General features: G+C 68.3%; 24 protein-coding genes and 2 riboswitches. Of the genes, 18 read left to right on the forward strand and 6 right to left on the reverse strand.

Features of this window, described 5'->3' with window-relative positions:
- Nucleotides 1-44: 44 nt before the first annotated feature.
- Nucleotides 45-893, reverse strand: coding sequence for a MurR/RpiR family transcriptional regulator (locus tag AC0IXR_RS05470; RefSeq protein WP_471759981.1), 849 nt, complete (start codon nucleotides 891-893; stop codon nucleotides 45-47).
- A 148-nt stretch (nucleotides 894-1041) separates the two neighbouring features.
- Between AC0IXR_RS05470 and AC0IXR_RS05475 the strand changes: the two genes are divergently transcribed.
- From AC0IXR_RS05475 to AC0IXR_RS05485, 3 genes are read left to right on the forward strand one after another with little or no spacing between them, the layout of a single operon-like run.
- Entirely contained in the window at nucleotides 1042-1806 is a 765-nt protein-coding gene (locus AC0IXR_RS05475; RefSeq protein WP_153873566.1) for a TMEM165/GDT1 family protein, read from the forward strand.
- A gap of 8 nt (nucleotides 1807-1814) precedes the next feature.
- Nucleotides 1815-2027 (forward strand): hypothetical protein, encoded by a 213-nt coding sequence (locus AC0IXR_RS05480; RefSeq protein WP_147762555.1) that lies wholly within the window; start codon nucleotides 1815-1817, stop codon nucleotides 2025-2027.
- Nucleotides 2024-2827, forward strand: coding sequence for a phosphatase PAP2 family protein (locus AC0IXR_RS05485; protein WP_147762556.1), 804 nt, complete (start codon nucleotides 2024-2026; stop codon nucleotides 2825-2827). The genes AC0IXR_RS05480 and AC0IXR_RS05485 overlap by 4 nt, the downstream gene beginning before the upstream one ends.
- Here AC0IXR_RS05485 and AC0IXR_RS05490 read toward each other — a convergent pair.
- The 3 genes from AC0IXR_RS05490 to AC0IXR_RS05500 form a co-directional block, all read right to left on the reverse strand.
- Nucleotides 2817-3455 (reverse strand): 2,3-bisphosphoglycerate-dependent phosphoglycerate mutase, encoded by a 639-nt coding sequence (locus tag AC0IXR_RS05490; protein WP_147840828.1) that lies wholly within the window; start codon nucleotides 3453-3455, stop codon nucleotides 2817-2819. The genes AC0IXR_RS05485 and AC0IXR_RS05490 overlap by 11 nt on opposite strands.
- Before the next feature lie 91 nt (nucleotides 3456-3546).
- Nucleotides 3547-5301 (reverse strand): lanthanide-dependent methanol dehydrogenase XoxF5, encoded by a 1755-nt coding sequence (gene xoxF5, locus AC0IXR_RS05495; protein ID WP_471760246.1) that lies wholly within the window; start codon nucleotides 5299-5301, stop codon nucleotides 3547-3549.
- Between the two features lie 740 nt (nucleotides 5302-6041).
- Nucleotides 6042-6113, reverse strand: a riboswitch (Fluoride riboswitch).
- A gap of 50 nt (nucleotides 6114-6163) precedes the next feature.
- Nucleotides 6164-6769, reverse strand: coding sequence for a hypothetical protein (locus AC0IXR_RS05500; RefSeq protein WP_471759983.1), 606 nt, complete (start codon nucleotides 6767-6769; stop codon nucleotides 6164-6166).
- 192 nt (nucleotides 6770-6961) lie between these two features.
- Nucleotides 6962-7034: riboswitch (Fluoride riboswitch) on the forward strand.
- A gap of 23 nt (nucleotides 7035-7057) precedes the next feature.
- Between AC0IXR_RS05500 and AC0IXR_RS05505 the strand changes: the two genes are divergently transcribed.
- The 4 genes from AC0IXR_RS05505 to AC0IXR_RS05520 all read left to right on the forward strand — a co-directional run bounded on the left by AC0IXR_RS05505 (nucleotide 7058) and on the right by AC0IXR_RS05520 (nucleotide 10672).
- Entirely contained in the window at nucleotides 7058-8461 is a 1404-nt protein-coding gene (locus AC0IXR_RS05505) for a voltage-gated chloride channel family protein (RefSeq protein WP_471759984.1), read from the forward strand.
- Nucleotides 8458-8859, forward strand: a complete 402-nt coding sequence (locus AC0IXR_RS05510) for a DUF190 domain-containing protein (protein WP_471759986.1) — start codon at nucleotides 8458-8460, stop codon at nucleotides 8857-8859. Before AC0IXR_RS05505 ends, AC0IXR_RS05510 begins: the two co-directional genes overlap by 4 nt.
- Nucleotides 8860-9023: 164 nt before the next feature.
- Nucleotides 9024-10226, forward strand: coding sequence for a Na+/H+ antiporter NhaA (gene nhaA / locus AC0IXR_RS05515; RefSeq protein WP_471760248.1), 1203 nt, complete (start codon nucleotides 9024-9026; stop codon nucleotides 10224-10226).
- A gap of 212 nt (nucleotides 10227-10438) precedes the next feature.
- Nucleotides 10439-10672: a response regulator gene (locus AC0IXR_RS05520; RefSeq protein ID WP_153873560.1), complete on the forward strand. Its 234-nt coding sequence runs from the start codon at nucleotides 10439-10441 to the stop codon at nucleotides 10670-10672.
- A gap of 22 nt (nucleotides 10673-10694) precedes the next feature.
- Here the strand turns inward: AC0IXR_RS05520 and arsH are convergent, their stop codons facing one another.
- On the reverse strand, nucleotides 10695-11447 hold the full coding sequence (arsH, locus tag AC0IXR_RS05525; RefSeq protein WP_153873559.1) for an arsenical resistance protein ArsH: 753 nt from the start codon (nucleotides 11445-11447) through the stop codon (nucleotides 10695-10697).
- A 50-nt stretch (nucleotides 11448-11497) separates the two neighbouring features.
- On the opposite strand from arsH, the gene AC0IXR_RS05530 reads away from it, so the two are divergent.
- The 11 genes from AC0IXR_RS05530 to AC0IXR_RS05580 all read left to right on the forward strand — a co-directional run bounded on the left by AC0IXR_RS05530 (nucleotide 11498) and on the right by AC0IXR_RS05580 (nucleotide 21883).
- Complete coding sequence (locus tag AC0IXR_RS05530; protein WP_194939334.1) at nucleotides 11498-11857, forward strand: ArsR/SmtB family transcription factor; 360 nt, start codon at nucleotides 11498-11500, stop codon at nucleotides 11855-11857.
- Nucleotides 11850-12377 carry an arsenate reductase ArsC gene (locus tag AC0IXR_RS05535; protein WP_153873557.1) on the forward strand — a complete coding sequence of 176 codons (528 nt, stop codon included), beginning with the start codon at nucleotides 11850-11852 and terminating at the stop codon, nucleotides 12375-12377. Before AC0IXR_RS05530 ends, AC0IXR_RS05535 begins: the two co-directional genes overlap by 8 nt.
- Nucleotides 12377-12802, forward strand: coding sequence for an arsenate reductase (glutaredoxin) (gene arsC, locus AC0IXR_RS05540; protein WP_153873556.1), 426 nt, complete (start codon nucleotides 12377-12379; stop codon nucleotides 12800-12802). The genes AC0IXR_RS05535 and arsC overlap by 1 nt, the downstream gene beginning before the upstream one ends.
- A gap of 36 nt (nucleotides 12803-12838) precedes the next feature.
- The gene (locus AC0IXR_RS05545; RefSeq protein ID WP_471759988.1) at nucleotides 12839-14134 is read left to right on the forward strand and encodes an arsenic transporter; all 1296 of its coding nucleotides are present in this window, start codon (nucleotides 12839-12841) and stop codon (nucleotides 14132-14134) included.
- A gap of 7 nt (nucleotides 14135-14141) precedes the next feature.
- Nucleotides 14142-15305, forward strand: a complete 1164-nt coding sequence (locus tag AC0IXR_RS05550; protein WP_471759990.1) for an MFS transporter — start codon at nucleotides 14142-14144, stop codon at nucleotides 15303-15305.
- A 186-nt stretch (nucleotides 15306-15491) separates the two neighbouring features.
- On the forward strand, nucleotides 15492-15692 hold the full coding sequence (locus tag AC0IXR_RS05555) for a heavy-metal-associated domain-containing protein (RefSeq protein WP_471759992.1): 201 nt from the start codon (nucleotides 15492-15494) through the stop codon (nucleotides 15690-15692).
- An 88-nt stretch (nucleotides 15693-15780) separates the two neighbouring features.
- Entirely contained in the window at nucleotides 15781-16206 is a 426-nt protein-coding gene (locus AC0IXR_RS05560) for a hypothetical protein (RefSeq protein WP_471759994.1), read from the forward strand.
- An 83-nt stretch (nucleotides 16207-16289) separates the two neighbouring features.
- On the forward strand, nucleotides 16290-16694 hold the full coding sequence (locus AC0IXR_RS05565) for a FixH family protein (RefSeq protein WP_209688456.1): 405 nt from the start codon (nucleotides 16290-16292) through the stop codon (nucleotides 16692-16694).
- The gene (locus AC0IXR_RS05570; protein ID WP_471759996.1) at nucleotides 16691-18217 is read left to right on the forward strand and encodes an efflux RND transporter periplasmic adaptor subunit; all 1527 of its coding nucleotides are present in this window, start codon (nucleotides 16691-16693) and stop codon (nucleotides 18215-18217) included. Before AC0IXR_RS05565 ends, AC0IXR_RS05570 begins: the two co-directional genes overlap by 4 nt.
- Nucleotides 18214-21390: an efflux RND transporter permease subunit gene (locus AC0IXR_RS05575; protein ID WP_471759998.1), complete on the forward strand. Its 3177-nt coding sequence runs from the start codon at nucleotides 18214-18216 to the stop codon at nucleotides 21388-21390. The genes AC0IXR_RS05570 and AC0IXR_RS05575 overlap by 4 nt, the downstream gene beginning before the upstream one ends.
- A gap of 160 nt (nucleotides 21391-21550) precedes the next feature.
- Nucleotides 21551-21883 carry a four-helix bundle copper-binding protein gene (locus AC0IXR_RS05580; protein WP_153873550.1) on the forward strand — a complete coding sequence of 111 codons (333 nt, stop codon included), beginning with the start codon at nucleotides 21551-21553 and terminating at the stop codon, nucleotides 21881-21883.
- Between the two features lie 28 nt (nucleotides 21884-21911).
- Here AC0IXR_RS05580 and cueR read toward each other — a convergent pair whose 3' ends face one another.
- Complete coding sequence (gene cueR, locus AC0IXR_RS05585) at nucleotides 21912-22385, reverse strand: Cu(I)-responsive transcriptional regulator (RefSeq protein WP_153873624.1); 474 nt, start codon at nucleotides 22383-22385, stop codon at nucleotides 21912-21914.
- Between the last annotated feature and the right edge of the window lie 107 nt (nucleotides 22386-22492).

Genomic DNA, 22492 nt, shown 5'->3' on the forward strand with positions numbered 1-22492 from the left:
GGTCCTCCGTCAGGTCGATGGGTCGGCGGCGTCACGGCTGCCGCTCAGGACCCGATCAGCTTCCTCAGCCGGTCGAGGTTGGCGAGTTGCCGAAGGGCGGTGTCGCGCTCGGCCGCGGCCAGGCCGAGGATGACGGCCTCCAGGGCGACGAGCGTGGTGGCGTGAAGGGCGACCTGGTTCGCGCGGCCGCGACGGGCCAACAGCACGACCGTGGCCTTGCGGGCGATGGTGCTGGTCTCCGTGTCGGTCACGAGGACCACGGGCAGGCCCAGACGGTGCGCCTCGCCCATCACGGCCTGCACCTCGCGGTAGGGCTTGCCGTAGGCCAGGAGTACGACCGCGTCGTCGGCATGCAGGCCCAGCAACTGGTCGGCCAGCGACCATCCCGTCGCATCTAGAAGCAGGCTCTGCCGTCCCGAGCGCGTAAGTTGGAAGGCCACGTACCGGGCAAGATGCGCGGAGGGGCCGATCCCGAAGACGCCGATCCGGGTCGCTGGATGCAGGGCGGTGACCGCCGCGAGGATACCCGCGCGTCCGTCCTCCGTCTGGAGCGCTTCCATCCCCTCCCGGTGCGCTTCCAGCACGGCATCGATGGCATCGCCGGTGGTGGCGCCGACTTCCGCCAGCGTTCGACGCATGTCGGTCGCCGGCGTCCGTCGGCCGTCGAGTCCGGCGGCGAGCGCCTGCTTGAGATCGGGCAGGCCATCGAACCCCAGCGCCTGGACGGCGCGGATCACGGTCGCGTCCGATGTCGCGAGATGCGTGGCGATCTGCTGGGCCGAGCTTGCGAGAACCGTCGCCCGGTTCTGATCCAGGTAACCCGCGACCCGGGCAACGGCGGGGGACAGGGATGGCATCAGCCACCGGACCGTGTCGCCGAACTCGTCCGCCATCGGCTTCGCCTCCGCCAGTCGGTGGTGCCCCGTTTGGAACCATGATGTAGCATTTTCTACATTAACGTTGACATCGGTAGCAAGAGCAACAATTCCTCTCGACGGAAACCGCGTCCGGCCCAGCGGTCGAGCGGCAGGGAGGATCGGAATGGCCATCGACTGGGTGCATGCATGGCCCACGGCACTTGCGGCGTTCCTCGCCTCCATCGTCGAGTTCGTCGAGGCCCTCACCATCGTGCTCGCCGTCGGCGCGACCCGGGGTTGGCAGAACGCCCTCGCGGGCGCCGCGGGCGCCCTCGCCGTCCTCCTTGCCATCGTGCTGCTCTTCGGCCCGCTGCTGACCCGCATCCCCCTGCGGGACGTACAACTCGTCGTCGGCGGCCTGCTGCTGCTGTTCGGCATGCGTTGGCTGAGGAAGGCCATCCTCCGCTCCGCCGGGGTCATCGCCCTGCACGACGAGAACGAGGCTTACGGCAAGCAGGCGGCCGCGCTGGGCACCGGAGGCGGCGGCCGCCTTCGATGGGATGCGGTGGCCGTGACCACCGCCTTCAAGATCACCATGCTCGAAGGCCTGGAAGTCGTCTTCATCGTCGTCGCCGTCGGTGCGGGCGGGGCGGGACTCCTGGTCCCCGCCAGCCTCGGGGCGCTCGGCGCCCTGATCGTCGTGGTGGCGCTCGGCGTCGCGCTTCACCGCCCCCTGTCGATGGTGCCGGAGAACACGCTCAAGTTCACGGTCGGCGTCCTCCTGTCGGCCTTCGGCGCGTTCTGGGTCGGCGAGGGCATCGGCCTCGACTGGCCCGGCGGCGACTGGGCGGTCGCGGCGCTGACCGCGGGCTTCCTCGGCCTCTCGGTTCTGGCCGTGCCGACGTGCCGTCGACGTGCCGCCGCCCTTCGTCCCCTCCCCAACCTCTAGGCATCCGCATGCACTGGCTCGGAACCGTCCTTCGCGAACTCCTGGGATTGGTCGTGGACGATGTCGGCTTCGCCGCCTCCATCGTCGCCTGGGTCGGGGCGGCTTGGCTGGTGCGCGCCTACGGACAGGCCGGCACGACATCGGCCGCGATCTTCCTGTTCGGAGGGCTTGGCCTAATCCTGGTGGAAAGCGTCCTCAGGCGTTCCGGGGCGCCGCGATGACCCGGCCCTCGCTGCCGGTCGCGACCGATGGGATCAAGGCCGCCGGGATCACCCCATCGCTCCTAGCACGCATGGGGCAGCGCGACTTCGGGCTGGCGGCGGGCGCCTTCCTCGTCGTGGCACTACTCCTCGGCTTCGGGCTTCTCGCCGACGAGGTGATCGAGGGCGGAACGGCACGGTTCGACCTGGCGGTGCTCACCGCGCTTCGAACGGGCAAGGATCTCGCCATCCCCATAGGACCGGCCTGGGTGCAGGAGACGGGACGGGACGTCACCGCGCTGGGAAGCTTCGTCTTCCTCGGCTTCCTTTCGGCCGCGACCGTTGGTTACCTCATGCTGGTCCGCAAGCGCGGCCTCGCGATGGTGATGGTGGCCGCGGTCCTCGGCGGCGCAATCGCAAGTACCTTGCTCAAGTACGGCATCGACCGCCCCAGGCCGGACTTCCCGAACGCGGTGCGGGTCTTCACGCCGGGCTTCCCGAGCGGTCACGCAACGCTTGCCACCGTCACCTTCCTGACACTCGGCGTCCTCCTGACCCGAGGGAGCGCCGACCGCCGGGTGAAGTCGTACTTCATGGGCCTGAGCGTGTTCCTGACGGTGGCGGTTGGGCTGAGCCGGATCTACCTCGGCGTGCACTACCCGAGCGATGTCCTCGCCGGATGGTGCGTGGGCGCTGCCTGGGCGGTGTCCTGCTGGATCCTCGCCCTCTGGCTTCAATCCCGCGGCGAGATCGAGCGGGAAGGAGCCGAGGCCGCACCGGCTCGATCCGGAACGGGCACGGAGCCGGAGCTCAGTCGATGATGCGGCGGGATGCGATGGTGGTATCCGGACCGAACTCGTAGACCCGGATCGATCCGGTCGCGATCTCGACGGATTCGATTTCCCTTGGGCCCAGTCCTTCGAGCACCATCACCAAGGCCCGCAACGAGTTGCCGTGGGCGACGACCAGCGTCGGACCGCGCATCGCCGCCGGCTGGATATGCCTCAGGTGGAAGGGCACGACCCGGGCGACGGTGTCCCGGAGGCTCTCGCCGTTCGGCGGCTGACCCTTGTAGGAGCGCCGCCAGCCCTCGATCCGCTCCGCCCCGAAACGTTCGTAGGCGCCCTGCTTGCCAAGGCCGCTGAGGTCGCCGTAGTCGCGCTCGTCCAGGGCGGCATCCCGGAGGGGCACCAGATCGGCCTGCCCCAGGGCATCGAGCGCCAGCCGGGAGGTCGCGATGGCCCGCGCGAGGGTCGACGTGAAGGCTGAGGCGAAGCGAAATCCTTCGTCCTTGAGCCGCAGCCCGGCCGAGCAGGCTTCCTGTCGGCCCCGCTCGGTGAGGGGTGAGTCGAGCAGTCCCGTGAAAAGGCCGTCGGCGTTGGCCTGGCTCTGGCCATGGCGGACGAGGACGAGACATCGCCCCGGCGGGGGTACTGGGGAGGCGATCACGCGGACTCCGGGCGAAGGGTGGTGCGGACAGGGAAATGCCGGCGCGGAGGACCCGCACCGGCACCCTAGGCTCCTTGGTGTTCGCGACCGATCAGTTCGGCAGGGCGAACACGGTGAGCTGGCCACCGAGGTTGGTGTAGCTCGACAGGGCGGCGTAGCCGCCCACCGCGCCGAGGCCGGCGTTCGGGTCGGTCAGGCCGGCCGCGAGGCCGATGCCGGCCCAGCCACCGACACCCGACAGGATGCCGACGTACTGCTTGCCCTTGTGCTGGTAGGTCATCACGTTGCCGATGATGCCCGACGGGGTCTTGAACTTGTAGAGTTCCTTACCCGTCTTGGAGTCGACGGCCTTCAGGTAGCCTTCGAGCGTGCCGTAGAAGACAACGTCGCCGGCGGTGGCGAGGGCGCCCGACCAGACCGAGAACTGCTCGGGATCGGACCACGCGATCTTACCCTTCACGCCGTCCCAGGCGATGAAGTTACCCATGCCGCCATGGCTGTTCGGCGCGGGGTACATCGACAAGGTCGCACCGACGTAGGGCTGGCCCGGGGTGTAGGTCACCCGGAACGGCTCGTAGTCCATGCAGACGTGGTTGGTGGGCACGTAGAACAGGTTGGTCTTCGGCGAGAACGCAGCGGGCTGCTGGTCCTTCGAACCCAACGCGGCCGGGCAGATACCCTTGGAGTTGGTGTCCTCGCCGTTCTGCTCGGTGGAGAACTTGGCCTGGACGAGGGGGCGACCGTAGGTCTTGGAGCCCTTGTCCATGTCGACCTTGGAGGCCCAGTTGACGACCGGATCGAACTTCTCGGCGACGAGGAGTTCGCCGGTGGCGCGGTCCAGGGTGTAGCCGAAGCCGTTGCGGTCGAAGTGGGTCAGGAGCGGGCGCTCCTTGCCGTCGACCTTCTGATCCGTGAGGATCATCTCGTTGATGCCGTCGTAGTCCCACTCGTCGTGCGGGGTCATCTGGTAGACCCACTTGGCCTGCCCGGTGTCGGGGTTACGCGCCCAGATGGTCATCGACCACTTGTTGTCGCCCGGACGCTGCTTGGGGTTCCAGGTCGAGGGATTGCCCGAGCCGTAGTACATCAGGTCGAGCTTGGGGTCGTACGAGTACCAGCCCCAGGTGCAGCCGCCGCCGGTCTTCCACTGGTCGCCTTCCCAGGTCTTCAGCGAAGAATCCTTGCCCACCGGTTTGCCGAGGTAGGTGGTCTTCTCCGGGTCGACGAGCATCTCGTCGTCCGGGCCGACGGAGTAGGCGCGCCAGACCTTCTTGCCGGACTTGAGATCGTAGGCGGTCACGTGACAGCGTACGCCGAACTCGCCGCCCGAGATGCCGACGATGACCTTGTCCTTCACCGGCAGCACGGTGGCGGTGTTGGTCTCGCCCTTCTTCGGATCGCCGTTCTGGACCGACCAGTTCACCTTGCCGGACTTGGCGTCGAGCGAGACGACCGTGGTGTCGGCCTGGTGCAGGATGATGGCGCCGTCGGCGTAGGCCAGGCCACGGTTGACCGTGTCGCAGCACATCACCGGGATCACCGACGGGTCCTGCTTGGGCTCGTACTTCCACACGATCTTGGCCTCGTGGTCGAGGTCGAGCGCGTAGACGATGTTCGGGAACGGGGTGTGGACGTACATCATGTTGCCGATGACGAGCGGGGCGCCCTCATGGCCGCGCAGCACGCCGGTCGAGAAGGTCCAGGCCACCTGGAGGTTCTTGACGTTGTCCTTGTTGATCTGGTCGAGCTTCGAATAGCGCTGGTTCGTGTAGTCGAGGCCCGGGAACGCCCACTGGTTGGGGTCCTGCATCAGCTTCATCAGGTTTTCGTTCGCGATGGCCGGCATGGCGGCCGGCAGGAGCGTCGCGGCGTAGGCGACGGACGCCGCAAAGGCGATCTTCCTCATAGGTGTTCCTCCATTTGAGCGTTTGAACCCGGACGTTGTGTCCGCCAGGGGTTTCGTCACCGCATCCCGGTCCGTCGGCGGCGACGTGTCGGCCCTGCGCGCTTCCGCGCCGGGCCCCGGACCGGGGCCGCATTCCCCTTGAGCCCCAAGATCATCGTCCGGGAGCACAAGTGGAGCGCCGGTAGAAGTATCGAATTATAAGACCAGCGCAATAAGCATTTTCTAAGTGCGACAGAATTATCCAGTCATTATCATGCAGATACTGATTTAGCCAATACAACGTCGCCCGAAAAAGCCATGGCCTTATCAGGGGCGCAAATAGTCCTGTTTTTTAAATAAAGATGCCGCTCTTTATTATTCCGAGACATCGCTTTTATGCGTTGACTCAGACTATCGAGTGGCTATCCTTATTCCTGCGACAGACTAGACCTAATCACATGTATTCTTGTGACCGCTCGGAGGCGTGTGCCCTGGTCGCGGCGGAGCCTTATGGCTCCGCCTTTTTTCGTGCGCGAACGGGAAAAGGCCCGGACCGCGCCTGGTGGGCGACGGCGGGCATCAGGACGGTCTTGGATCGGGCAGGGTCATCGGTCGGCTCATGAGGGACCGCCTTGGGGCGATCCGGTTGCGGTCATGAGCGTGACGGTGCGGGCCAACACATAGCTCTACCCGCGCCGAAGCGCTCGGTAGAAGCTATCGTCCGGCCCATAGGGGGCCGGCAGTTATCGGGGAGCTTCATCCCCATCCCACGTCCGGGAACGTGGATTAATCCGTCGTCCGGGTCAATCCCTTCGTCGACCGATCACGCGCGGGTCACGGCAAGGGACAGGAAATAGGCGCCGTAGGCCGTCACCATGAGGGCCGCGACCCCGTCGAGGACGTAGGGCGGCACATTCCGGAAGATCCCGGTGCCGCCGAGGGCGAAAGCCAAGGTCGCCACGAGCACGACCCCGATGCCGACCCCGAGGGTCGCCGTTCCCGCGCCCTCCCGAAGCGAGACGCCGAGCCAGACCACCAGGATCTCAAGCCCCTCGGCGACCAGGGCCCAGGCGGCGACGCCGAGGCCCGCGGTGTTGATCGGCCGCGACCAATTCGCGTCCGTCGAGCCGGGGGCCGTGCCGGCATCGCGCTTCGAGAGCCCGTCGATGAACTCGTAGAGCAGGTACAGGCCGAACCCGAGCAGCAAGACCGCCGAGATCCAATCCAGGACGTTCAGGGCCAGGAGGTAGGCCGCCTTGCGCAGGACGACCGCGAGGATCGACACCGCCAGCCCGCCAAGGATGGAGCCCGCCAGGACGCTGCGCCATCCGAACCGGTACGCCCCGGCCATCATCACCGTCGCGGCGATGAAGAGTTCGGTGAAGGTCACCTGGAAGGTGATGACGGCTCCGAGCCAGGAAAGGGTCATGGGATGCGCTCCGCCCCGGGCCGGCGTCGAACGCGCCGGCCTCGGCCGCGGACGGCATAGACATGTCCCGGAACCTGGACCATCCACCGTCTTTCGTGATGCTTTCGAACGACCCGGGCCCCATCCCCACTCGGGATGGGGCCCGGGCGCGCGGGAGTTGGGTCTTGACGAACGGGCGAGGCGAAGGCATCTCCCGTCCACGGCAATGGAATCTGCCGGGCCTTTCGGCCAAACCGCCCCCTGGGCTAATGACTCCTACCTTTTGCGGCGCCGCAACAAGGGGGACTCATGCGCGCGACCTTCCAAAATCTCTTCGACAGCCTGAACCTCTCGGCGTTCGTCCGCACGCGGCACGCCCATGCCGTTTCGGTGGCGCGGTGGTCGGCCATCCTCGTGCCGATGGCCGCGGCGGTCGGCACCCTCTGCGCGGCCTTCCTGTGGAGCCTCGACGCGGCCACCCAGGCGCGCTTCGACCATCCCTGGTTCCTGTTCCTGCTTCCGCTCGGGGGCTGTGCCGTCGGCTTGCTCTACCACCTGTTCGGCAAGAGCGTGGAAGGCGGCAACAACCTCATCGTCGAGGAGATCCACGAGCCGGACGGCGGCGTGCCGCTCCGGATGGCGCCGCTTATCTTCCTCGGCACCATCGTCACGCACCTGTTCGGCGGGTCGGCCGGGCGCGAGGGTACCGCCGTCCAGATGGGAGGCAGCCTCGCCAGCGCCTTCGGCAAGCTCTTCGGGGTCGATGCGGCCGGGGTCCGGTTGCTCCTGATGGCGGGTATCGCCGCCGGCTTCGGCGCGGTCTTCGGCACGCCCATCGCCGGCGCGGTGTTCGCGCTGGAGGTGCTCGCGGTCGGTCGCGTCGAGTACGCCGCGCTGGTGCCCTGCCTCCTTGCCGCGGTGGTCGGCGACTGGACCTGCCAGGCCTGGGGCATCCACCACGGCTTCTACCACGTGGACTTCCTCGCCGGCGGCGCGAAGGCCCTGACCGTCGATCCGCTGCTCCTTGCCAAGGTCGCCCTCGCCGGCGTCGCGTTCGGCCTCGCCGGGCTGCTGTTCGCGGAGGCCAACCATCTCCTCGGCGGATGGCTCAAGCGCCTGGTCCCGTACGGGCCGCTTCGCCCGGTGATCGGCGGCCTGGTAGTGATCGGCCTCGTCTACGCCCTCGGGACGCGCGACTACCTCGGGCTCGGCGTCTCGGCGGCCACGCCCGACGGGCTCACGATCAACACCTTCTTCGGACCGGACATCCATCCCTGGAGCTGGGCCCTGAAGATCCTGTTCACGGTCGTGACCCTCAGCGCCGGGTTCAAGGGCGGCGAGGTCACGCCGCTGTTCTTCATCGGGGCCGCGCTCGGCAACGCCCTGGCCGGGCCGCTCGGCGCGCCGGTGGACCTGTTCGCGGCGCTGGGGTTCGTCGCGGTCTTCGCCGGCGCAGCCAACACGCCGCTCGCCTGCACGCTGATGGGCATCGAGCTCTTCGGCGCGACGCACGGGGTCTATCTCGCCGTCGCGTGCTTCCTGGCTTACCTCTGCTCGGGTCACAACGGCATCTACCTGTCGCAGCGCATCGCGGTCCCGAAGTCGGCGGCGGCCAACATCCCGGACGGCATGACCCTGCGCCAGGCCCGTACGGGCCGGGTGCCGACCGTCGCACCGTTGGCCGAGCGCCCCATCACCGAGGAGACGTCATGACCCCATCGCATCGCGTCGTCGCCGCCGACACCGGCATGATCCGTATCTACATGAAGCCGGGCGAGCGCGGCGGCGGCGGCAAGGGCCGGTGGTTCTCTGGCTCGAAGCCGCTCTATCGGGAGCTCGTCGCCCAGGCCAAGGCGGAGGGCCTCATGAACGCCGTCGCCCACCAGTCCCACCATGGCTACAGCAACCATGGGCCGATCCAGGACGACAGCGCCGAGTCGCTCAACCCCGAGCTGACCATGTGCGTCGAGCTGATCGGCACCCGCGAGCAGCTCGAAGGCTTCTGCAGCCGGCACGGTGCCCAACTCGCGAACAAGGTCATCGTCTACAAGCACCTGGAGCATTGGAGCGTCAGCCAGGTCGGCGTCGGTGCGGCGGGGCGGGCTGCTTGACATGAACCGTCCCAGGACGCTCCGGGCTTCGGATTGCCGGATGGGACCACGGATGCGATAGCCGGCCATGGGTGCGCGGTCCGACCTTCGGACCGGCAGGCTTCAGCGTTGGTCGGGCCGCCAGCGCGGGAGACCTATGCCCATGCCGCTGCCCCCCCCGCCCGATTTCCGCCCTGCGTAACGTCCTGCAGGGCGAGGCCTCCGGCGGCCTGATCCTGATGGCGAGCGCCGCCCTGGCGCTGGCCGTCGCGAACTCCGGCTGGTCGGAGACCTACTTCGCGATCCTGAAGATCCACGTCGGCGGGCTCAGCGTCCTGCACTGGGTCAACGACGGCCTGATGGCGGCGTTCTTCCTGCTCGTCGGCCTGGAGATCAAGCGCGAGGTCCTCGACGGTCGCCTGCGGACCTGGCCCGACCGGGTGCTGCCCGGCATCGCGGCGCTGGGCGGCATGGTCGCCCCGGCGTTGGTCTACGTCGCCACCAACCGGTCGTCCCCCGAGACCCTGCGCGGCTGGGCGATCCCGACCACGACCGACATCGCCTTCGCCCTCGGGGTGCTGGCCCTGCTCGGGTCGCGCGTGCCCGTGTCGCTCAAGGTCTTCCTGACCGCGCTCGCCATCATCGACGACCTCGGGGCGGTCCTCATCATCGCCGCCTTCTACACCGCGGACCTGTCGCTTCCGACGCTCGGCGGGGCGGCGGCCGTGTTCGCGGTCCTGTTCGGCATGAACAAGGCGGGGGTGAGCCGGCTGACGCCCTACCTCGTCCTCGGCGCGGTGCTCTGGTTCCTGGTGCTGAAATCCGGCATCCACGCGACCATCGCGGGCGTCCTCCTGGCCCTGACGATTCATCTCCGCCCGAGCGTCGGAAAGCCGGACGACCCGACCTCGCCCCTGCACAAGCTGGAGCATGCGATCCATTCATGGTCCGCCTGCCTGGTGCTCCCGGTGTTGGGGTTCGCCAATGCCGGGGTCTCGTTCGCCGGCATGTCGGGGAAGACGCTGCTCGATCCGGTAACGCTCGGCGTGGCGCTGGGCCTGTTCGTGGGCAAGCAGGTCGGGGTGTTCGGGGCGGTGGTGGCCGCGGTGAGGCTGGGGTGGGCGCGGCGGCCGGCCCATGCGGGATGGTGGCACCTCTACGGCCTGTCGCTGCTGTGCGGCGTAGGCTTCACCATGAGCCTTTTCATCGGGCTGCTGACCTTCGCCGCCAGCCCGGAACTCGAAGCGGAGACCAAGATCGGCGTCCTGCTCGGTTCGCTGTGCTGCATGGCCTTGGGCGCCCTAGTGCTCCTGCTGGCACCCAGGCCGGACAGGGGGCGCCGCCCCGATCCCGAGAGGCCGCGTCCCTGGGCCGAAGCGACGGCATGAACCCACGCCCCAGGGCATGACCGGAGACGCCCGTCGACCGGTACCGGCTACGACCGGCGGGTATCGTGCTCGCCTGCCTCAGAAGTGTGGCGAGGGTGGGCGTGACTTCGGAGCGCCGCCGGCCAAGTCGTCGATGGCCGGAAAGCGGTACGACCGGGGTGCATGCGGGCTCCGCGACCATCGAAGCACACCATGCCGTAGGGGCGTGGTTCATGCCGCACGAGCGCTCCGATATCTGGGCGCCCTTCTGCGACTTCGACATGCCGGGCAGCATGTGCGGGGTGACCATGGCAGAGCGCGTCCACGAGACTGGACCCGACATCCGCCTCGTCGTCACCTTAAGACTTAAACGGTCCGCCGATGGCGAGATCCCCGATCACGGCCCGTTCCTGCCGAAGCCCTACGACGCCGCCAAGGTCGTCGACGAGATCCATCGCGCGACCTGACGGGTTTTCAGATCGGTGATCCTCATGCTGGCCGGGTCTGGAACCCGATGTCGGCGGCAACGGCCTTCAGGCGCTCCGGCTCGCGCTCCTTCCGCTCGGAATAGCGGTCGACGAGATGGTCGGAGCGCTCGCGGGTTAGGAGCGTGAACTTGAAGAGCTCCTCGCAGACGTCGACCACCCGGTCGTAGAGCGGCCCGGGTTTCATCCGGCCGGCGTCGTCGAACTCCTTGTAGGCCATCGGCACCGACGACTGGTTCGGGATGGTGATCATCCGCATCCAGCGCCCCAGGATGCGAAGGTTGTTGACCGCGTTGAACGACTGAGAGCCACCGGAGACCTGCATCACGGCGAGGGTCCTGCCCTGCGTCGGACGCACCGACCCCTCGGACAGTGGTAGCCAGTCGATCTGGCTCTTTATCACGCCGGTCATGTTGCCGTGGCGCTCGGGGCTGACCCAGACGTGACCCTCCGACCAGATCGAGAGGTTCCTGAGCTCCTGCACCTTGGGATGGTCGGCCGTGGCGTCGTCGGGAAGCGGTAGGCCGTGCGCGTCGTAGATCCGAACCTCGCCGCCCATCGCCTCTAGGAGGCGCGCGGCCTCGTAGGCGAGAAAGCGGCTGAATGAGCGCTCCCGCAGCGATCCGTACAGGACCAGGAAGCGTGGAGCGTGGGTGAACGGCGTCGCCACCCGCAGCACGTCGGTCGTCGGGACCACGAAATGCCCCTCGCTCAGGTTCGGCATTCCATCGGCGAAGGGCTGGAGGGGCTTGTCCAAGACGTTCCATTCCTCTAAATTTCAACGATGGTTGAGACATTGACATTATGATGGGCGACCGGCAAGCCGTCGCCGCGTTCGCGGCCCTCGGGCAGGAGCATCGGCTGCGCATCGTACGCCAGCTCGTCACCGCCGGGCCGGAGGGCATGGCGGCCGGCATGCTGGCGGAGGCCGTCGGCGTGTCCGGCACCAACCTGTCGTTCCACCTCAAGGAACTCAGCCATTCGGGGCTGGTCACCTCCCGGCGGGAGGGGCGCTCGATCATCTACAGCGCCGCCTACCCGGACCTGTCCGAGCTCATCCAGTTCCTGATGCGCGATTGCTGCCAGGGCCGACCCGAGGTCTGCGCCCCCGCCGTCGCTGCCTTGTCCGCCTGTTGCCTACCCACGGGAAACACCGCCAATGCCTGACCGCGTCTACAACGTCCTGTTCCTCTGCACCGGCAACTCCGCCCGCTCGATCCTCGCCGAGGCGATGCTTGCCAAGGACGGCAAGGGTCGCTTTCGCTCCTTCTCCGCCGTCAGCCAGCCCAAGCCGGAGGTGAACCCGATGGCGCTCCAGGTCCTGCGCGAGAGCGACTACCCGACGGAGGGCATGCACTCGAAGTCGTGGGACGAGTTCGCCAAGCCCGACGCACCGGTCATGGATTTCGTCTTCACGGTCTGTGACAACGCCGCCGGCGAGGCCTGCCCGTTCTGGCCCGGCCAGCCGGTGACGGCGCACTGGGGCATCGAGGACCCTGCCGCGGTCGAGGGTAGCGACATCGCGCGCAAGACGGCCTTCGTGACCGCGCAGCGCTACCTCAAGAACCGGATCTCGGCCTTCCTCGCCCTGCCGATGGCGAGCCTCGACCAGGTCTCCCTGACGTCCAAGGTTCGCGAGATCGGCCAGCAGGCTGGCACCACCTCGCCCCGTCCGGAGGTCGCGTGATGGACGTCGTCATCTATCACAACCCGGATTGCGGGACGTCCCGCAACACCCTGGCCCTGATCCGCAACGCCGGCATCGAGCCGCACGTCGTCGAGTACCTGAAGACCCCGCCGAACCGAACGCTAGTCCGCCAGCTCGCCGAGCGAGCCGGCGTCACAATCCGTGATCTCCTTCGGGAAAAGCGTACGCCCTACGCGGAGCTCGGCTTGGCCGATACTGCGCTCACCGACGACCGGCTTCTCGATGCCATCGAGACGCACCCGATCCTGCTCAACCGACCCATCGTCGTAAGCCCGAAGGGCGTCGCGCTATGCCGCCCGTCGGAGGCGGTCCTCGATCTCCTGCCCGCCCAGCAGGGTGCGTTCGTCAAGGAGGACGGCGAGCGGGTCGTCGACGAGCACGGCCGGCGCGTCGCCACCGCCTGATCCTGCCCAGATCGGCAAGAACAAGAAACGGTCCCGATGCTCGCGCTCGCCATCTTCGTGGTCACCCTCGTCTTCGTCATCTGGCAGCCGAAGGGGTTCGGGATTGGGTGGAGCGCCCTGATCGGGGCCGCGGTCGCGCTCGCCACCGGGGTCATCCATCCCGGCGACATCCCGCTGGTCTGGCACATCGTCTGGGACGCCACCTTCACCTTCGTGGCGCTGATCATCATCTCGCTGCTGCTCGACGAGGCCGGCTTCTTCCACTGGGCGGCGCTCCACATCGCCCGGTGGGGCGGCGGACGGGGCCGCTTGCTGTTCCCGTTGGTGATCCTCCTCGGCGCAGCCATCGCGGCGGTGTTCGCCAACGACGGCGCCGCCCTGCTGCTGACCCCCATCGTGCTGGCCATCCTGCTGCGCCTCGACTTCAAGCCGGCGGCTGCGCTGGCCTTCATCGTGGCCTGCGGGCTCGTCGCCGATTCCACCAGCCTGCCGCTGGTGATCTCGAACCTCGTCAATATCGTCTCGGCGAACTTCTTCGACATCTCGTTCAGCCGCTACGCCGCGGTGATGGTGCCGGTGAACCTCGTCTCGCTCGCCGCGACCCTGGTGGTGCTGTGGCTGTTCTACCGGCGCGACCTTCCGGCCGCGTACCCGGTGGCCGAGCTCGAAGCGCCCCGCCACGCGATCAAGGACCCGCTTGTGTTCAAGGCGGCCTTCCCGCTCCTCGGGCTGCTGCTGGTCGCTTACTTCGTGACGGCCCCGTTCGGCGTGCCGGTCTCGGTCGTGACCTGCGCCGGCGCCCTCATTCTCCTGGTGCTGGCCAACCGGAGCCGGGTCATCCCGATCCGCAAGGTACTCGCCGGCGCGCCGTGGCAGATCGTGCTGTTCAGCCTCGGCATGTACCTCGTCGTCTACGGTCTGAAGAACGCAGGCCTGACCGATTACCTGGCTCAGGGCTTCGTTTGGCTCTCGGGCTTCAGACCAGTCATCGCCACCCTCGGGACCGGGTTCGCCGCCGCCATCCTGTCCTCGGTGATGAACAACATGCCGAGCGTGCTCGTCGGCGCGCTCTCCATCCAGCAGGCCCCGGACCTGCCGCCCCTGATGCGCGAGCTCATGGTCTACGCCAACGTCATCGGCTGCGACCTCGGACCGAAGTTCACGCCCATCGGGAGTCTGGCGACCCTGCTCTGGCTCCACGTCCTCGATACCAAGGGCCAGCGCATCACCTGGGGTCAGTACATGCGGGTCGGCCTCGTGATCACCCCGCCGGTGTTGCTCGTCACCCTGGCGGCCCTGGCACTGTGGCTGCCCCTGCTCGGGGCTCGGTAGCACGGCGATGCCCCCGACGCGTCGATGGCCCGTGATCTCGGCCCTGGGCGTCGTCCAGATCCTGACCTGGGGCTCCTCGTTCTACCTACTGTCGGTGCTGGCCGCGCCGATGTCGAAGGATACGGGATGGCCCCTCGGCTGGGTCATCGGAGGGCTGTCGGCCGGCCTCCTCGTCGCGGGCCTCGTCTCGCCGCGGGTGGAAGCCTTCATCGGGGAGCATGGCGGGCGGCCGGTGCTGGCCTTCGCCGCCATCGCCCTGGCGCTGGGCCTCACGGGCCTCGCCCTGGCCCCGAACCTCACGGCTTACCTGGCGGCCTGGCTTCTCGTCGGCCTCGGCATGGGCATCGGGTTGTACGACCCCGCCTTCGCCACGCTCGGACGCCTCTACGGCGCCGAGGCCAGGTCCGCCATCACGACCCTGACCCTGTGGGGCGGTTTCGCCAGCACGGTGTGCTGGCCGCTCTCGGCCTTCCTCGTCGAACTGGTCGGCTGGCGCGGGACCTGCCTCGCCTATGCCGGGTTGCACCTTTCGGTCACGCTGCCGCTCGTCCTGCTCGCGATCCCCCGCCCGCCCCCACACCCAGTCACGCGACCCGCAGGCCCGAGCCCCGTCATTCGTCTCCATGGTCGGGAACACCGTGCCTTCCTCCTCATGACGGGGGTGCTGACCCTCGGGGGCACGGTGATGGCCATGGTGTCGGTGCACCTCATCACCCTGCTGCAAGCCCGTGGCGTCGCGCTGGCCTCGGCCGTCGCCTACGGCGCCCTGATCGGACCGTCGCAGGTGGGGGCGCGCATCGTCGAGATGGCCGGGAAGGGCCGGCATCACCCACTCTGGACCCTGACCGCCGCCATGATCCTGGTGGTCCTCGGGGTCACGATGCTGGCGGCCGGCCTACCCTTGGTCGGGCTGGCGCTGGTCCTCTACGGGGCCGGCAACGGGATCTACTCGATTGCACGGGGTATGGTGCCCCTGGCCCTGTTCGGTCCGGAACGCTACGCCCCGCTCGTCGGCCGGTTGGCACGTCCGGGCCTGGTGGCGCAGGCGCTCGCGCCATACCTCGGGGCCGTCGTGCTGACACATGGCGGAGCCGATGCGACCTATACCGTCCTGACCGTTCTTGCCCTGGGCAACGTAGTGCTCGCCCTGTTGTTGTGGCGCGTACGCTAAGCGCCGGCCCGTTTCCCGATCCACCTGGGTTCACGGAATTGGATGCCCGCCAGATGCCGCCGCACGCGCCGTCGGGGGCATCGTTCAAGCATTTGGGCAAGCGTGAGAGGACATCGGCCGGCGACCCTTGACCTTACCACTATGGGAAGCCCCATCTCGACGTGACGCCATCGAAGGGAGAGCGTCATGTTCCGATACAAGGTCGACAGAATGGGATGCGGCGGATGCGCCAAGTCCGTGACCCGCGCGGTGCTTGGGATCGAGCCGGGAGCCGGGGTGGATGTGGACCTCGGCGCCAAGCTCGTGACCGTGTCCGATGCCGCCGGCCCGGCCGACCGGATCGCCGGAGCCATCGTTGCGGCCGGGTTCCCAGCGGTGCCCGCTTGACGGGTGCTTGCAACCAACCTGGTCCTGCGTCGTTCGAGGAATTCGGAACGGGCTTTCGCCCGACTGTAGAATTTGGCATCCTTCATCAGTGACCCTCTGGCTTGCCCTTAGGCGACTGTTGCCGCTGCTGGCGGTTCTCAGCCTCGCCCTGACGCCGGTGACCGCTCCGGCGGCCACTGCGGGCATGCATGCGTCCATGGCTCACGAGGCCGCGGCCTCGATGCCGGTCGTTCACCACGGCATGGTCATGGATCATGCCGACATGGGTGCGATGGACATGGCCGCGATGGCCATGGACGACATGCCCTGCTGCCCGAAGGAAACGGCGAAGAAGCCCGATTGCACCAAGGGCTGCCCGCTGATGGCCCTGTGCCTCGCAAGTGCCGCGTTCCTGCTGCCGGGGACGGTCGCCGTCCCGGCTCCCGTCGCGTCCCGTGCGACCCTGTCCTGGCCCGCCTCGGCGTCCTTCGCGAGCGTGCATGGGACGCCGCTACCCGAGCCCCCCCGAGCCTGAACCGATGACGCCGGCGCCGCATGCGCCGGCACGGTGACGCATGACCATGCGTCCCTTCCCGTCGTGTTCAGGAGACATCCCCCGTGACCCAGAAGCCTTTTTCGTGCGCCGTCTCGGCGGCGCTGCTCGGTGCCGCCCTGTCGGCATCCGCGTTCCCGGCGCTTGCCGACACCAAGGACTACCGCTTCGAGCTCGTGCAGCAGGAAGCCAAAGTCGGCGAAGCTGTCCTGTCGGTGCGCCTTCTCGATAAGCGCAGCGGCAAGCCGGTTCCCGACGCCGTGATCTTCGCCAAGCGCATCGACATGGCCCCCGACAGCATGGACGAGATGACCTCGAAGATCGAGCAGCTCCCCACGACCGAGCCGGGCGTCTACCGCTTCAAGGCGAAGCTCACGATGGCCGGCGGCTGGCGGCTGTCGCTCGGGGCCAAGGTCCAGGGCGAGACCGGCACGGTCGAGGACAAGCTGGTCTTCAAGGCCGCCAAGTGAGCCGCGTGGCCTTACTCGTCGGAACCCTCGTCGCGCTGGCAGCGGGGGGCATCGGTTATGTCGCGGGGCACGGGGAGAACCCCGTGCCGGCACTCGCCGAGCGCGCCCGGACGGAGTTCGCCCGGTGGTCTCCGGCCCCCATGCCAGCCGCGCAGGCTACGCCCCCCGCGAAGGCGACCGGGCCGGTGGTCTACTACCAGGACCCGGACGGAAAGCCGGTTTACTCGCTGTCGCCGATGGCGACCGCGGATGGCCGGGAGTTCCGGGCGGTCCACGCCAGCGAGGACGTGCGCTTCGACGAGCCGGATGCGGAGGAGGCCATGCCCGCCGACATGGCCGGGCGGGGGATGGCTGGGCACGACATGGCCGCCCAGGACATGGGGAAGGCCGGGGACACGAAGGCCGCCGCGGGCGCCCGGCCCATACGCTACTACCGCAACCCGATGGGCCTGCCGGACACCTCGGCCACGCCAAAGAAGGATTCGATGGGGATGGACTACATCCCCGTCTACGAGGGCGAGGACAGCGACGGCAACGTCGTGATCGTCTCGCCCGGCAAGGTCCAGCGCACCGGCGTACGGACCGAGGTGGTCGAGCGCCGGGTGGTCGCCCAGCCCGTGCGCGTCCCCGGTACCGTCGCCCTCGACGAGCGGCGGGTGACGGTCATCGCGACCCGGTCGGACGCCTACGTCGACCATGTCGAGAACGTCACCACCGGCGACCGCGTCCGCAAGGGGCAGGCGCTGGTCCACGTCTACTCGCCCGAGATCAACGCCGCGGCGGCCCAGCTCATCGCCAACCCGGGCTTCGACGGCGCGAGGCGGCGCCTGCGGAACCTGAACGTCTCCGAGACCGTGATCGACGAGATGGAGCGCACCCGGAACGTGCCGATGGCCATCACCTGGTCCTCGGCCCGGGACGGCATCGTCCTGCAGCGGACCGCCATCGAGGGCATGAAGGCCGCGGCCGGGGATACCCTGTTCCGGATCGGCGACATCTCCACCATGTGGTTGCTCGCCGACGTGCCGGAGCGCGACCTTTCCAACGTCCGCGTCGGGCAGGCCGCCACGATCCGCCTGCGCTCCGCCCCGGGCCGCACCTTCTCCGGCAAGGTCGGGACGATCTACCCGCAGGTGAACCCGGAGACCCGGGCCACGCGGGTGCGCATCGAGCTCCCGAACCCGGACGGCACCTTGCTGCCGGACATGTACGCCGACGTCGAGATCGCGACGGGTGACGCCAAGCCGGTCGTGGCCGTGCCCGACGACGCCGTCATCGACACCGGAGAGCGACAGGTCGTGCTGATCGACCGCGGCGAGGGTCGCTTCGAGCCCAAGGCCGTGAAGGTCGGCGTGCACGGCGGCGGCTACACCGAGATCCGCGACGGCGTCTCGACCGGCGACCGGGTGGTGACCTCGGCCAACTTCCTCATCGACGCCGAGAGCAACCTGAAGGCGGCGCTGCAGGACCTGGCGCCTCCCAAGGACGACCGCCAGGCCGCCGACGCGGGAGCGACGCCATGATCGCGCGCCTCATCGGATGGTCGGCCCGCAACCTCGTCCTGATTCTGGTGGGCACCGTGTTCGCCGTCGCGGCAGGCGTCCTGGCGCTGCGGACCCTGCCGCTCGACGCCATCCCCGACCTCTCGGACGTGCAGGCCATCGTCTACACCGAGTACCCGGGGCAGGCCCCACAGGTCGTGGAGGATCAGGTCACCTACCCGCTGACCACCGCCATGCTGACGGTGCCGAAGGCGAAGGTGGTGCGCGGCTTCTCCTTCTTCGGGGTGTCGTTCGTCTACGTCATCTTCGAGGACGGCACCGACCCGTACTGGGGCCGCTCGCGGGTGCTGGAGTACCTCAACGCGGCGGCGAGCCGCCTGCCGGCGGGCGTGACCCCGACGCTCGGCCCCGACGCCACGGGCGTGGGCTGGGTCTACCAGTACGTGGTGGTCGCCAAGGAACGGACGCTCGCCGAGCTTCGCTCCCTGCAGGACTGGGTGGTCCGGTTCGGGGCCTCGCGGGCAGAGGGCGTCGCCGAGGTCGCCGGCGTCGGCGGCTTCGTGAAGCAGTACAACGTGGTGGTCGACCCGAACCGGCTACGCGCCCAGGGCATCTCCCTCAACAAGCTCAGGGACGCGATCCGGTCGAGCAACGCCGACGTCGGCGGCCGCACGGTCGAGCTCTCCGAGTTCGAGTTCATGGTCCGCGGGCGCGGCTACCTGAGGGGCGTCGCCGACATCGAGAACATCGTCCTCAAGACCGCGGGCGGCACGCCGCTGCGGGTCCGGGACGTCGCCCGGGTCGAGCTCGGACCGGACGAGCGTCGCGGCATCACCGAGATGAACGGCGAGGGCGAGGTCGCCGGCGGCATCGTCCTGCAGCGCTTCGGCGCGAACGCGCTGAACGTCATCGAGGGCGTTAAGGCGAAGCTCGCGGAGGTGGCGAAAAGCCTTCCCGCGGGCACCGAGATCCTGCCGGTCTACGACCGCTCCCAGCTCATCGACGCGGCCATCGACACCCTGCGGCACACGCTGGTCGAGGAGAGCGTCGTCGTCTCGCTCGTCTGCATCGTCTTCCTGCTGCACGTGAGGAGCGCGCTGGTCGCCATCCTGATGCTGCCGGTTGGCATCCTGATGGCGTTCGTTGGCATGCGGGCCCTGGGTCTCGGCGCCAACATCATGAGCCTGGGCGGCATCGCCATCGCGGTCGGCGCCATGATCGACGCGGCCATCGTCATGATCGAGAACGCCCACAAGCACTTGGAACGGGCGCCACCGGACAAGCCGCGGACGGAGATCCTGGTGGAGGCGGCCTCGGAGGTCGGCCCCTCGCTGTTCTTCTCGCTCCTCATCATCACGGTCAGCTTCCTGCCGATCTTCACCCTGGAGAGCCAGGAGGGTCGCCTGTTCGGTCCGCTGGCCTTCACCAAGACCTTCGCCATGGCGGCGGCCGCGATCCTGTCGGTGACCTTGGTCCCCGCGCTGATGGTGCTGTTCGTGCGGGGCCGGATCATCCCGGAGCACAGGAACCCGCTGAACCGGCTCCTGATCTGGCTCTACCGGCCGCTGATCGCGGGCGTGCTGCGGGCGCGGGTCCTGACCGTCCTGCTCGCCCTAGGCGTCCTCGCGGCGACCGTCTGGCCGGCCCGTCAGCTCGGCTCGGAGTTCATGCCCGACCTCAACGAGGGCACGCTGATGTACATGCCGACCACCCTGCCGGGCCTGTCGGTGACCAAGGCCGGCGAGCTCCTCGCAACCCAGGACCGCATCATAAAATCCTTCCCGGAGGTGGCCTCGGTCTACGGCAAGGCGGGCCGCGCCAACACCGCGACCGACCCGGCGCCGATGGAGATGTTCGAGACGGTCATCGCGCTGAAGCCGCCGTCCGAGTGGCGGCCGGGCGTGACGCTGGCGAGCCTCAAGGCCGAGATGAACAAGGCGCTGCAGTTCCCGGGCGTGTCGAATGCATGGACGCAGCCGATCCGCGCCCGAATCGACATGCTCTCGACCGGCATCCGCACCCCGGTCGGCATCAAGGTGCTGGGAACGGACCTGAAGGAGATGGAAGGGGTCGCCCGCCGGGTCGAGGCGGTGGTGCGCAACGTGCCGGGCACGTCGAGCGCCTACGCCGAGCGGGTCATCGGCGGCTACTTCCTCGATATCACGCCGGACCGGGAGGCGCTCGGGCGCTACGGGCTGATGGTCGGCGACGTGCAGGACGTCATCGCCACGGCGCTCGGCGGTCAGAGCGTGACGAACACCGTCGAGGGACGCGAGCGCTACACCGTCAACGTGCGCTACCCTCGGGCCTTCCGGTCCGATCCGCGGGCCATCGCCGACGAGGTGCAGGTGCCACTCCCGGCCGGGGGCACGGTGCCGTTGCGCGAGGTCGCCAAGGTCGAACTCACCCGGGGCCCGACCTCGATCCGCACGGAGAACGGACAGCTTGCGGTCTACATCTTCGTCGACATCAATGGGCGCGACCTCGGCGGCTACGTGGCCGAGGCGCGCAAGGCCGTGGCGGACGAGGTCAAGCTCCCACAGGGCACGACCCTGCAGTGGAGCGGGCAGTACGAGTACCTGGAGCGGGCCGAGGCGCGCATGAAGGTCGTGGTGCCGCTGACGCTGCTCGTCGTCTTCCTGCTGTTGTTCATCAACTTCCGGCGCTTGACCGAGACGCTCATCGTCATGCTGTCACTGCCGTTCGCCCTGGTCGGCGGCATCTGGCTGATGTGGTGGATGGGCTTCAACATGTCGGTGGCCGTGGCGGTGGGCTTCATCGCGCTCGCCGGCGTCGCCGCCGAGACCGGGGTGATCATGCTGGTCTACCTCGACCACGCCCTCGACGAGGTCCGGGCCGCGTGCGCACGCGAGGGGCGGCCCCTGAACCGCGAGGACCTGCGGCGGGCGATCATGGTCGGTGCGGTCGAGCGGGTTCGCCCGAAGATGATGACCGTGACCGCCATCATGGCCGGCCTGATCCCGATCCTGTGGAGCACGGGCGCCGGCTCCGAGGTGATGCAGCGCATCGCCGTGCCGATGATCGGCGGGATGGTGTCCTCGACAGTGCTGACGCTGGTCGTCATCCCGGCGGTCTACGCCCTCGTGAAGGGATGGGGTCTGTCCGCGGCTGCCGAGACGCCGGCGAGCGTCGCCCCGGCCGAACGACCCGCTTACCGCGATGCGGCGGAGTAGGCGCTTGCGGACGGATTGAGTACCCCGGGCAAGAAAAAAGGAATTTATTAGAACGAACTATAGCCGCCTGAGTTGACAGAATGAGCAAGGCAATACTGGAGGCGTACTGTCATCCAGTGCTGACGCTCGTTTCTTTTTGTCTAATATCAGGGAGCTTCACATGAGCAATATGTCGAGCGAGATGCAGTCCTGCATCGACGAATGTCTTCGCTGCTACCAGACCTGCCTCGGCATGGCCTCGAACCACTGCCTGCCGGCCGGCGGAAAGCACGTCGAGCCCGAGCACTTCCGCCTGATGCTGGCCTGCGCCGAGATGTGCCGGACGTCGGCGCACTTCATGCTGATCGGGACGAGGCATCACAAGCACACCTGCGCCGAGTGCGCCGACGTCTGCGAGGATTGTGCCCGAAGCTGCGAGCAGGTCGGCGACATGCAGCATTGCGTCGAGCAGTGCCGCCGCTGCGCCGAGAGCTGCCGGAAGATGGCCGCCTGACCGAAGAGCCGCCGGGGCCGGTTCGGGTTCAGCGACCGGCCACGGCTTTCCTGCGAGGCGAGGAAGGCCGCGCCGGCCCCGGGGAGGTGCCGGGATGGCAGGACGGGACGTTCGCCCCGGTCTCCAGGCTGGCGATGATCGGGCAGTCAGGCCGGCCGTCGCCGTCGCAGGCGTCGGCCAGGGACCGCAGGGCGTCGGCCATCTCGCTCAGTTGGCGGGCCCGTTGTTCGAGTTCCTTCACGTGCGCCCTGGCGATGGCCTTCACGTCGGCGTTGCTGCGGTCGGGATCGCTCCAGAGCCCGAGCAGCACCCGGATGCGGTCCAGCGAGAAGCCCAGGTCCCGGGCGTGCCGGATGAAGCCGAGCCGGTGAAGGTCGGCGGTCCCGTAATCGCGGTAGCCGCTGTCGCGACGGTCCGCCGGGGGCACGAGCCCGATGCTTTCGTAGTGCCGGATCATCTTGGCCGAGACCCCCGAGGCCCGGCTCGCCTCGCCGATGTTCATCGTGAGAGCCCCTCCGTTGACCTTCCTATAATGGGAAGGTGCAGGAAGGTCCGCAAGCTCAATCGGCCGCAACCGATCCGTCGTTTCCACGGCATCGAGCGGACGGC

It is taken from the genome of Methylobacterium sp. AC832 (assembly GCF_979256025.1).

What these genes read in the sequence shown, in the direction of transcription:
- AC0IXR_RS05470 (WP_471759981.1), bottom strand. Translation starts at nt 893, where the DNA reads ATGGCGGACGAGTTCGGCGACACGGTCCGGTGGCTGATGCCATCCCTG.
- AC0IXR_RS05475 (WP_153873566.1), top strand. Translation starts at nt 1,042, where the DNA reads ATGGCCATCGACTGGGTGCATGCATGGCCCACGGCACTTGCGGCGTTC.
- AC0IXR_RS05480 (WP_147762555.1), top strand. Translation starts at nt 1,815, where the DNA reads ATGCACTGGCTCGGAACCGTCCTTCGCGAACTCCTGGGATTGGTCGTG.
- AC0IXR_RS05485 (WP_147762556.1), top strand. Translation starts at nt 2,024, where the DNA reads ATGACCCGGCCCTCGCTGCCGGTCGCGACCGATGGGATCAAGGCCGCC.
- xoxF5 (WP_471760246.1), bottom strand. Translation starts at nt 5,301, where the DNA reads ATGCCGGCCATCGCGAACGAAAACCTGATGAAGCTGATGCAGGACCCC.
- AC0IXR_RS05500 (WP_471759983.1), bottom strand. Translation starts at nt 6,769, where the DNA reads ATGACCCTTTCCTGGCTCGGAGCCGTCATCACCTTCCAGGTGACCTTC.
- AC0IXR_RS05505 (WP_471759984.1), top strand. Translation starts at nt 7,058, where the DNA reads ATGCGCGCGACCTTCCAAAATCTCTTCGACAGCCTGAACCTCTCGGCG.
- AC0IXR_RS05510 (WP_471759986.1), top strand. Translation starts at nt 8,458, where the DNA reads ATGACCCCATCGCATCGCGTCGTCGCCGCCGACACCGGCATGATCCGT.
- AC0IXR_RS05520 (WP_153873560.1), top strand. Translation starts at nt 10,439, where the DNA reads ATGCCGCACGAGCGCTCCGATATCTGGGCGCCCTTCTGCGACTTCGAC.
- AC0IXR_RS05530 (WP_194939334.1), top strand. Translation starts at nt 11,498, where the DNA reads ATGGGCGACCGGCAAGCCGTCGCCGCGTTCGCGGCCCTCGGGCAGGAG.
- AC0IXR_RS05535 (WP_153873557.1), top strand. Translation starts at nt 11,850, where the DNA reads ATGCCTGACCGCGTCTACAACGTCCTGTTCCTCTGCACCGGCAACTCC.
- arsC (WP_153873556.1), top strand. Translation starts at nt 12,377, where the DNA reads ATGGACGTCGTCATCTATCACAACCCGGATTGCGGGACGTCCCGCAAC.
- AC0IXR_RS05545 (WP_471759988.1), top strand. Translation starts at nt 12,839, where the DNA reads ATGCTCGCGCTCGCCATCTTCGTGGTCACCCTCGTCTTCGTCATCTGG.
- AC0IXR_RS05550 (WP_471759990.1), top strand. Translation starts at nt 14,142, where the DNA reads ATGCCCCCGACGCGTCGATGGCCCGTGATCTCGGCCCTGGGCGTCGTC.
- AC0IXR_RS05555 (WP_471759992.1), top strand. Translation starts at nt 15,492, where the DNA reads ATGTTCCGATACAAGGTCGACAGAATGGGATGCGGCGGATGCGCCAAG.
- AC0IXR_RS05575 (WP_471759998.1), top strand. Translation starts at nt 18,214, where the DNA reads ATGATCGCGCGCCTCATCGGATGGTCGGCCCGCAACCTCGTCCTGATT.
- AC0IXR_RS05580 (WP_153873550.1), top strand. Translation starts at nt 21,551, where the DNA reads ATGAGCAATATGTCGAGCGAGATGCAGTCCTGCATCGACGAATGTCTT.
- cueR (WP_153873624.1), bottom strand. Translation starts at nt 22,385, where the DNA reads ATGAACATCGGCGAGGCGAGCCGGGCCTCGGGGGTCTCGGCCAAGATG.